Origin of the sequence: Halomarina pelagica (assembly GCF_024228315.1) — an archaeon.
GTDB classification, from domain to species: domain Archaea; phylum Halobacteriota; class Halobacteria; order Halobacteriales; family Haloarculaceae; genus Halomarina; species Halomarina pelagica.
In genome coordinates, this window is the sequence record NZ_CP100457.1 from 135,617 (window position 1) to 144,667 (window position 9,051).

Annotated in this window: 10 protein-coding genes; 7 read left to right on the top strand and 3 right to left on the bottom strand. The window is 55.1% G+C overall.

Features of this window, described 5'->3' with window-relative positions:
* The first annotated feature begins 48 nt into the window (after positions 1-48).
* The 3 genes from NKI68_RS22585 to NKI68_RS22595 all read left to right on the top strand — a co-directional run bounded on the left by NKI68_RS22585 (position 49) and on the right by NKI68_RS22595 (position 2,278).
* Entirely contained in the window at positions 49-870 is an 822-nt protein-coding gene (locus NKI68_RS22585) for an IS5 family transposase (protein ID WP_254547258.1), read from the top strand.
* Between the two features lie 254 nt (positions 871-1,124).
* The gene (locus NKI68_RS22590) at positions 1,125-1,616 is read left to right on the top strand and encodes a hypothetical protein (RefSeq protein ID WP_254547259.1); all 492 of its coding nucleotides are present in this window, start codon (positions 1,125-1,127) and stop codon (positions 1,614-1,616) included.
* 290 nt (positions 1,617-1,906) lie between these two features.
* Entirely contained in the window at positions 1,907-2,278 is a 372-nt protein-coding gene (locus tag NKI68_RS22595; protein ID WP_254547260.1) for a hypothetical protein, read from the top strand.
* A 396-nt stretch (positions 2,279-2,674) separates the two neighbouring features.
* On the opposite strand, the gene NKI68_RS22600 is transcribed toward NKI68_RS22595, so the two are convergent.
* Positions 2,675-3,463: a hypothetical protein gene (locus NKI68_RS22600; protein WP_254547261.1), complete on the bottom strand. Its 789-nt coding sequence runs from the start codon at positions 3,461-3,463 to the stop codon at positions 2,675-2,677.
* Between the two features lie 137 nt (positions 3,464-3,600).
* Between NKI68_RS22600 and NKI68_RS23660 the strand changes: the two genes are divergently transcribed.
* Both NKI68_RS23660 and NKI68_RS22605 read left to right on the top strand, forming a co-directional pair.
* Complete coding sequence (locus tag NKI68_RS23660) at positions 3,601-3,732, top strand: hypothetical protein (RefSeq protein WP_256562730.1); 132 nt, start codon at positions 3,601-3,603, stop codon at positions 3,730-3,732.
* 90 nt (positions 3,733-3,822) lie between these two features.
* Positions 3,823-4,119, top strand: coding sequence for a hypothetical protein (locus tag NKI68_RS22605; protein ID WP_254547262.1), 297 nt, complete (start codon positions 3,823-3,825; stop codon positions 4,117-4,119).
* Between the two features lie 197 nt (positions 4,120-4,316).
* Here the strand turns inward: NKI68_RS22605 and NKI68_RS22610 are convergent, their stop codons facing one another.
* On the bottom strand, positions 4,317-5,591 hold the full coding sequence (locus NKI68_RS22610) for an orc1/cdc6 family replication initiation protein (RefSeq protein ID WP_438267830.1): 1,275 nt from the start codon (positions 5,589-5,591) through the stop codon (positions 4,317-4,319).
* A 1,178-nt stretch (positions 5,592-6,769) separates the two neighbouring features.
* Positions 6,770-7,093 (bottom strand): DUF6788 family protein, encoded by a 324-nt coding sequence (locus NKI68_RS22615; RefSeq protein ID WP_254547264.1) that lies wholly within the window; start codon positions 7,091-7,093, stop codon positions 6,770-6,772.
* A 207-nt stretch (positions 7,094-7,300) separates the two neighbouring features.
* Here NKI68_RS22615 and NKI68_RS22620 point away from each other — a divergent pair, with 207 nt between their 5' ends.
* Both NKI68_RS22620 and NKI68_RS22625 read left to right on the top strand, forming a co-directional pair.
* Positions 7,301-8,131 (top strand): type IV toxin-antitoxin system AbiEi family antitoxin domain-containing protein, encoded by an 831-nt coding sequence (locus NKI68_RS22620; RefSeq protein WP_254547265.1) that lies wholly within the window; start codon positions 7,301-7,303, stop codon positions 8,129-8,131.
* A 5-nt stretch (positions 8,132-8,136) separates the two neighbouring features.
* Positions 8,137-8,940 (top strand): nucleotidyl transferase AbiEii/AbiGii toxin family protein, encoded by an 804-nt coding sequence (locus NKI68_RS22625; protein WP_254547266.1) that lies wholly within the window; start codon positions 8,137-8,139, stop codon positions 8,938-8,940.
* Positions 8,941-9,051 lie beyond the last annotated feature (111 nt).

Here is a 9,051-nt window from a genome sequence, read left to right on the forward strand (position 1 = left end):
GCCGCCGCGACTGCGTTATTGCCGTAGAAAGCGAAGAGACAGAACGCTTTGGAATCGGAATTCCGTCTCTTCACTCGTGTTACGGTCGCGAAGGCTAAATCAGTTGTCGCTAACCCCGACGAACCCGCCGACCCCGAAGGGGGTCGCGGGTTCGCCGAATGGGCGATGCTCACGCTGCATGCGCTTCGCATCGAGCTGGGCAAATCCTACCGCGTCGCGGTGGATTTGCTCAGCGAGATGCCCGGCGTCCTCGACGAGATTGGCCTCACGCGGCTTCCTCATTACACCGTTCTCCGTACGTGGTTTGCACGAATTCCGACGAAGACGTGGCGTGCGTTCCTCGACGCGTCGGTCGAGGAACGCACTGGCCACGCCGCGATCGACTCGACTGGCTTCGACCGCGACCAGCCCAGCCGTCACTACGCCAACCGCACGCATTACCGCGTCCGGGCGCTGAAAGTCACCGCGCTCGTGGATGTCGAAACGCTGTACATCACCGACATCCACTCGACCACCTCGAAGAAACACGATGCGAAGATCGGCCCGCAGGTCGCCCGACGGAACGTCGGCGACCTGCGGAGCCTCGCGGCTGATCGCGGCTACGATGCGAAAGCCTTCCGTGACGAACTCCGCGCCAACGGCATCAGACCGCTGATCAAGCACCGGATCATGAATCCACTCGATCACGCCCACAACGCCCGCATGGATCGTGATCGGTACAACCGTCGTTCGATGAACGAAACCGTCTTCTCAAGCATCAAGCGCACGCTCGGCGCTGCCGTGCGTGCGCGGAGCTGGTGGCTCGAGTTCCGTGAAATGATTCTCAAAGCTACCGTCTACAACCTCCGCCGGAGCGTCCGATATCCGTGAAATCAACCGCAGTGTACCGAAACTACAGAGCCGTTCTTTCAGCTTCAGTAGAGGTCACCATCAGCGGTTTTCACTTGTCAAACGGTCCAAACAGTCAACCTCTGGTTCGGCAGTGTTTCGGAGGATGGTTCTGGAAGCTGCGTTTTGAGTCAGAACTGTGAATCGGGATTGCTACACACAGATATGGCAGGTATCACTGTAGCGCCGTCGGAGGACAATCGTTAGGTGAAACGCACGCCTATTACCCGCGTATTATGGCAGACGAAGAAGCGACAGACCGAACGCCGGATCGAAATCCGATCCTCGACCGGCTCGACCGGTTCGTTGGGGAATGGGAACTGGAGGTGCCGCTGGACGGGCAATCGATCAGGGGTGGACGTGTTACGTTCGAGTGGCTCGAGGACAGAGCCTTCCTCGTTCAACGATCGGAGGTGGGGGATCTTTCGGACGCGCCCACCGAATGGGTGGAGAACGCGCCGCGCTCTTCAGTCTCGATCATCGGGTTGGACGATGCGAGCGAGCAGTTCACGATGCTCTATGCCGATTCACGCGACGTCTTCCGCGTGTACCAGATGAGTCTGAGCGATGACGTCTGGAAACTGTGGAGGGACGCACCGGGGTTCTCACAACGCTTTACGGGCACGTTCCACGATGACGACACGATCGAGGGGACGGTTGAACGCTCAGACGATGGGATAGAGTGGGAGCACGATCAGGACCAAATCTACACGAGGGTCAGTGAGTAGAGCGAACGATGAGATGGGTGGCACGTTAGTGTGAATAGTATATAAGCAGATCCACCGATCAGCCGGTCCACCCCCTATTACACTGCAAATAAGTCACGCATCAATATCATCCTCCGAGGTTGTGGTTCGGGGGGTCAGCGTTTTTGCGGAGCAGCGTCCTCACGCCCATTTTCACCGGCGAGAGCGAAATAATGCGAGGACAGCGTCAAACGCCGCGGCGACCGACGCTCTCCTCCTTAACCTACAGATAGGGTTATATCGCTCACCGTGTTGGTTAAGTCTGATCCGTCATGTCCGACGACGAGCTCCCGCCGGAACTGCGCGGCTACGGCGCAGCATTACCAACCGACCTCGCGACCGCGCTCGATTCGTACGCCGATGACCCGACGGTACTACGCGACGCCGCCGCCTGGGCGCTGAGGACCGCGATCGCCGCCGAGGACGCCGCCGCCGAAGCGAACGCCGGCGAGGAGACGGACAGCATCGAGGACGCCGAGGCTGACGCTGAGCGCGACAAGCTCGACGGCCGGCCCGAGGACGTCCCGTCGAAGGCGTCGGTCGTCACGAAGCATATCAACGGGAATGACTACCACTATTGGCAGTGGCGTGAGGGCGAGCAGGTGAAATCCGCGTACAAGGGACCAGCAAACCCGACGGAATAGACCGGCGAACGCGTAGGACGCTCGCCGCTGATCTCCTCCGACGTCGTCGAGAAAACAGAACCTCATGAGCCGGCGAGAGACCCCCGGTCGTCTCTCTGAACATTTAACCCCCTGAACGACTCCCGAGAGCGCCAGACCCTAACGAGAAAACAAACCCCATAGCACATGAGCATAACGCCTGTGGAGCTATAGCAAAGTCGACAGAAGAGCCCTGCCAGCGGCAGGATGGGGGACGCCGAACCACTCTGGCCGATGTAAGTTTCACGGCGGCGCGCCGCCGAGACGGTCGGCGAGACGCTCGTCGAAGCCATGCGCCGCCGGCACAAGGACAAGCGCCGACTCGGTTGACAGGGCGTCTCGGCCTACGCACCCGTCTTAGTGCGATTAGAAAGATTCCTACAGAGACTCTTGCCTCGTAGCCAGTAGACGTTGTCTCTCACTCCGAGCAGAGGCAAACGTTACTCGGCGTGAACTTCGAATCTCGCCTCTCTGAATCCTAAACAATCGATACTCTGTCCGCAGGTCTGCCTCGTTGTACACTGATTCGATTTCGGCGTCGATTCGGAGCCAGTAGTCACGGACGTCAATCACCTCTGTTTTTCCGTCGTGTTCTACTCTGACTGGAGGACTTAGCGGTACGTTCTCTTGCTCAAGTTCAGCGTCAATAAACGAGCCGCTCAATTTGATGGGGTCGCCTGGTTCCAACAACGACTGCTCGTCACTAGTAAACTCGTCCAAGAGGACACGGCTGTCAAGCCCTGTAACCGAGGTATTCGTATCTAATATACTGCCGTAGTGCTGAGCAGGTACAGACACGAGTGCTCCCTTCCATGAGACTCTAACAGGCACGTCTCCGGTATTTTCAATCACGAGCCATTCTGCCGCTCTGTCATCACTCGACTCCGCATCATCAAACCGGATTGACACCCTCGGTCGCCTCCGAAAGAGAAGGTCTGCTTCGGTAATTCGTGTTTGGCGGTAGTTGAGAAGCACACTGGCAACTGTCACGAAAGCCAACAGCAGGGTACCAGCGGCAGAAGCAGTCTGCACATCAATTTGGCCCGTCAGCCATGAGTAGACGATTGCTACGCCCAGTAGCAGGAAAATGACCGCTGCTGTGTAACTAACGACTACAACGACTGGCAGCCTCTGGATGTCCCGAACAGTGGACGGCCATATTTTCATTTGGAAGCCAGATGGCTTCGAGGAATACCTATTCTTTGGATGTCCTAACAAACCAGCATCTGTTACTGCTCTCGCTTTCCGCGAGAAGTCGGGGTAGCAGTGAATACAGCGAAGGCCAGATGCAGAGACGAGAACGCATGAGCAACGAGAGCTGGACGTCAAAGGAGCAGGCGATTATCGACGGTGTAGCGGAGAGGAAGGGCGACGAATGGGCAGAGAAGCACGCAGAGTTGGTTCTGGCGCAAGCTCGGTTGCTAGGGGATTTGTAGGGGGGCTCTGACGGATAACGATAGTAGTCTCAGATCAAAGGGCGTTACGACGCCCAGGCATATTTGTACTGATGGATGGTACAATCTGCTATGACGGCCCAGGATGATCCGGTGCAACACTGTACGTTACCGGAGTCAACAGATCTCCATATCGCACTTGCGGCGACAGGAATCGAACATCTTGAGGTCGACAAACACCGGATAGTCGTGATCTATCAGCAGGCAATTCTCATGATTATCGCCACGGAGGGACAGATACCAACCGCGAGAGAGATCAACGTCGAACTCTGGAAGGAACCACCGAATAGCCCAACATGTGATCCAAACTCACTTCTCGCTGCATTCGTCGACGAATTGTTGGCGGCTTCTGAGACAGTCCGCCGCTGATTATTCAATTTATTATTTAAATCGGAACGCCCATCGATACGAGAGTATGTGGACTCCTGTGATAGGCACATGGAACACTTCGATAGAGGGGTGGGTAGAAACAGGAAGATCTCATTCCGAACACATCGATAGAGGGGTGTGACGTGCGTCTGACGGAGAGATGACACCAGTCAAAATTTAAGAAAGGTATATCCATTCTATCTCTGGTTACGTAGCTGTGCCCTGACAACATTTTTGACTTCCTCGTGACCTACCATATCGAGACGAGAGTCCTCCCGGAGGGTCTCGAGGATTGTTTCGGGATATTCGGCGAAGCGGAATTCCAGGAACATTCCTGAGCTGGGACCGTGGCTACGACGTTCGAATTCGACGAGCGAATACGTCGTCAACTCCTTCATCTTATTGACGTAGGTCTCCTGGTGGTATTGGTCTGTATCGAGAGAATCGGTAAGGAACTGGTACACTCGGTAGCCGGTCGTACTGCGCGCAGATCCGTCAGCCGTTTCGGCAGCAACAGCGGCAGTCGCATAGAGACAGAGCTTCTTTTGTGTGCTGATTCCCCGGACGACTTCAAGAACCCGGTTCTTCTCGACCTTGTCCTGTGCCTCGCGGACGTGTTCTTCGCAAATACGGTCATCACCTTCGCGTTCGGCGAGTTCGCCGGCAACTCGAATGAGATCGATCGCTTTGCGAGCATCCCCGTGCGTTTGTGCTGCGAAGGCGGCAGCCAGCGGTATCACATCTTCATCGATGACATCGTCAAAGAACGCATCCTTACGACGTCGGAGAATCGCTTGGAGCTGGTTAGCGTCATAATCGTCGAAATGGACGTCCTCAGGAGTAAACGAGCTCAATGCTCGACTCCCGACAGACTCCATCATTTTCGTATCGTTCGAGATCGCGACGACGGAGATATGGGCAGTGAGTTCGTCGTTCGCTCCAGCACGCGAAAGCTGGTAAAGCAGTCGAGAAAACGCCGGTTCTTTTTTATCACGCCGACCGACGAGCATATCGAGCTCATCAAGGACGAACACCGCTGAGTCGAAGTTTTCATTGATAATACGATAGAGTTCGTCCCATTTCTCCTTCGTCGCGACACCGTATTTAGGAACTTCAACCTCGACACCGGCTTTATCCGCCGCGCGACTCGCGAGTTCGTAAACGGCAACTCCAAGTGTGTCTAGATCTTGGCAATTTACCTCGATAGTGCCGAATCGAATGTCCCGGGATTCACAAATTCGGTTGATGTTGTTGCAGACGGCTTTGGTGATTAGCGACTTTCCAGTTCCAGAGGGACCGTAGAGAAACAGATTCGGTGGACGATTGTCGCCGAGTGCGACACGCAGCATCTTCGTGACCTCTTGGAGCTGTTCGTCACGACCAACGATCCGATCTTCTTCGACGACATGAGTCGGATCGAGAAGTGAGCGATCGCGAATGAGACGGTTTTGCTCGTCGAACTCTAGTAACATCTGTTCGATCGACTGCGCTTCACCGCTGGATTCAGCTTCGAGTGACGGTACCGTTTCATCGTTGTCGGTTGCCGTCGACTCATGCGCTTGGTTCCGATCGGGGGGAGTCGAAGCCGAGGACGAGTCAGACCTAGTCGAAGACTCGTTTCCCGATGATTTCGCGTCTTCGCTCGGTCCATCAGAGTCCTCGGTAACCATGTCGGCGACTATACAGGGACGCGACAAAAATGTTCCCCACCCCCATCGATGTGTGATTAGGAGGACGAGCCAGCAATTCGTCCGTCCATCATTGTTCTATCTTCATTGTCCGGGAGATCGCGAAGACGTCTAACGATGTGTTAGAGCGAAACCACGGGACACAGACACCCCTCTATCGATGTGTTCTACCTTCCCCGTAGCTGGTGCTATGACTACCTCAGAGAAGAGGGTATGAGGAAAATCAAGGGAATAGCCATAGGAGAGCGTGAAACGGCCAGTGAAGGCGAACTACGAGATTGGAAGGCGAGAAAGTTGGCACTTCAAAATGACGTTTGGATCCACACTAGCCGAAACACATCGAACACATCGATAAAGGGGTGTGTGAGTGTTCGTTCTAGAAAGCTAGAAGAAGAAGACGAAGTCAGCAGCATATTGGATCCATGGAGTCCTTCTCCGAGATCGTATTACGGGCTCTATCGTACAATAGTACGCTTTTCATAGCCTTGAGTGCCGCTTTGGAGAAACAGATTCAGCCTAATGGACCCCTCCCCCTCGAGACATCGAACACATCGATAGAGGGGTGTCTCTGTGAGTAAACCGTCTTGGGATCAAGTCACGAGGCACTCGGCTCGCCTTATCCGTACAACAAAAAAGGCGGTGTAGTCTTCATCTGTGCCGTCGATCTATTGACTCACTTGATGGATGAACTCTACCGTAGATATAATAATCGAGCCTTTCGTCAGCACTGGAACCGAACCGTCCCTGCGAACACATCGATAGAGGGGTGCCCGAAGCAAGATGGACTACGTATCGATGGGGCCTAACCAGTATCTCGGTGACGCTGAGGGTATTGTTGACCTACATGCGAGCCAAGAACTGTTGCTGGTGATATCGGCTTAGACCCCACCAACATAAAATACCGTCGAGGTGGGTCGTTTCCAGGATTACTGAAAAGGAGGTGTGCGTCTGTGCAGCTGGTTTCAACTCTCTGGCTTTCCGAGGTACTCCCACTTGAGCTTCTCCCCCTGTCGCATCACACGATATTGGTACGGCCCATGCGGACAGCCGCCGCAGTTCTTCCCGCAAGGTACCTTCTTCGTAACGATCGTCCCTTTCGAGTCTGCCTCGGCATCCACCACCTCTTCGCCATCATCGGCGAACCGCTCGTCGTCAATCTCACGGGTCAGCCACTCGATTCGCGCTTCACAGTAGGCGATGATATCTTCGAGCGTGTCGGTGTCCTGCCGGTCGATCCCCTCGTGGACATACTTCGGGACCGAGTTGGGCGCCTGGGGTCGTTCCATTCTTACCAAACGATCTAAGGGGAATGGCGTTAAAATGTTTGGTAAGACAATCGCTAATCAGCCACTCCTGTCTCTCTTTTCTGACGCAGATATCTCTACAGAGCGGTCCGTAGAGGCAGAATAGAGCGCGGCTGCTATTGTCCCAATAGGGGTAAACCGCAACGTTGAAACCTGCTGAGTGTTATATTCTACGTAGAAAATGCAGTTATGAGCGCCACACAAAAGACACAAACTAAACGGCAGGGGCTTTCGACTCGTGAGAGCCAACTCCTTTCGCGACTCGCCGCAGCGGGTCGCCAGATCATCTCGATCGATGATATCGCCGGTACACTCGGGGTTGCATCCAATACTGCCCGTGAGACCGCTTCTCGTCTTACCGAGAAGGGGTGGCTGGACCGGCTCCTTCCCGGGACGTATCTCATCATTCCGCTCGCTGCCGGTGAGACACCCGTCTACACGACCCATGAGTATCTGATCGCGTCGCACGTTGCCGAGCCGATGTACATCGGCTACTACAGCGCACTCAGCCATCACGGACTCACTGAGCAAGTTCCACGGACTGTGTACGTTGTCACCCCGACGCGGGCCCGGAGTCGCGAGATTCACGATGTGCCCTATCGCGTCACGACGGTCACTGAGCGGAAGTTCTTCGGCTATGAGCCGACCTCCATCGAGGGAACAGCCGTGAACGTAGCTGACTTGGAGAAGACGCTCGTTGACTGTGCCGACCACCCAGAGTACTGTGGTGGTCTCCACGAACTCGCGAAAGCGATGATCGCTGCGAACGAGCGGGGATGTTCGTGGGCGACCGTCGGTGAGTACCTCCAGCGGCTCGACAACGGGGCAGCAACCAAGCGGATTGTCTACCTCGCCGACCAGCTGCCCATCGACCTCCCGGAGCGTGAGACACTCGTCGAGGCGTTTACGAGCGGCTACTCGCTGCTCGATCCAACGCGGAGCGAGCAGGGCCCTTACGACAGCGCGTATCGCCTTCGGATCAACGTCGACCCGGCCATGATCGGTCCGATGGAGTCCTGACGCTGATGATCAGTCAGAATCGTCTTCGGGTTCTTGCCCGTGAGTTAGGTGTCCGCCAGGGCTACGCTGAGAAGAACTACGTCAATTCCTGGATTCTCTGGGGGATCTTCACAAGCACCTACGGTGAGAACCTCCTGTTCAAAGGCGGGACCGCACTGAGCAAACTGTACTTCCCTCAATCGTGGCGGTTCTCTGAGGATCTCGATTTCGGCGTTGAAGGGCAGTATCGAGGATCAGAAGACGCCCTCCGTGATATTCTCAACAAGGTGACCGAGCGCTCCGGGATCGAGTTCACGATCCGCGAGCACCACGAGTCTCGACAGCAACACTATCCGACACATTACGTCGACATACGTATCCAGTATCGAGCAGTGCTCGACCACCTCAATACGACCAGTCTCGACGTGATGGTCGACGAATACGTTGCGTTTGATCCAGTCTCTCATACGCACTCCTACGAGGATATTCCAGAATTTGAACTACAGGCGTATAGTGTCGAAGAGATCTTCGCGGAGAAGCTCCGAGCGATCTTCCAGCGTGGTGCCGCTAGAGACTACTATGACCTCTATCAGCTCTTGGAGAGCGAATCTGTTGATATTGAGTTTGACGCTGTCGTTCCTGCTTTCAAAGCGAAGTGCAACCACGATGACCTTGACGTTGATCTCACGATGGGTCTCCCGGTGGATCAGCGGGAGGATATTCGGCGGCAGTGGGAAACAACGCTCCCCGACCTGACCGATAATCTACCTCCGTTCGATACTGTTTGGAAGAGACTTAACGGGGCTGTCGTCGATTCCGGGGCGGAGTAGGTACGAACTTTCTCACTTACCCCATACAGAGGATCCACGTCGGTGGGTATTCTGAAATCGGAATCTATTCCAAAGTAGTATACTATTTATAGAATTTACTCTATTTGTTCT

Bases quoted from the DNA above. Each gene is read 5' to 3' on its own strand.
- NKI68_RS22590 (WP_254547259.1), top strand. From the start codon at position 1,125: ATGGCAGACGAAGAAGCGACAGACCGAACGCCGGATCGAAATCCGATC.
- NKI68_RS22595 (WP_254547260.1), top strand. From the start codon at position 1,907: ATGTCCGACGACGAGCTCCCGCCGGAACTGCGCGGCTACGGCGCAGCA.
- NKI68_RS22600 (WP_254547261.1), bottom strand. From the start codon at position 3,463: ATGAAAATATGGCCGTCCACTGTTCGGGACATCCAGAGGCTGCCAGTC.
- NKI68_RS23660 (WP_256562730.1), top strand. From the start codon at position 3,601: ATGAGCAACGAGAGCTGGACGTCAAAGGAGCAGGCGATTATCGACGGT.
- NKI68_RS22605 (WP_254547262.1), top strand. From the start codon at position 3,823: ATGACGGCCCAGGATGATCCGGTGCAACACTGTACGTTACCGGAGTCA.
- NKI68_RS22610 (WP_438267830.1), bottom strand. From the start codon at position 5,591: ATGTTACTAGAGTTCGACGAGCAAAACCGTCTCATTCGCGATCGCTCA.
- NKI68_RS22615 (WP_254547264.1), bottom strand. From the start codon at position 7,093: ATGGAACGACCCCAGGCGCCCAACTCGGTCCCGAAGTATGTCCACGAG.
- NKI68_RS22620 (WP_254547265.1), top strand. From the start codon at position 7,301: ATGAGCGCCACACAAAAGACACAAACTAAACGGCAGGGGCTTTCGACT.
- NKI68_RS22625 (WP_254547266.1), top strand. From the start codon at position 8,137: ATGATCAGTCAGAATCGTCTTCGGGTTCTTGCCCGTGAGTTAGGTGTC.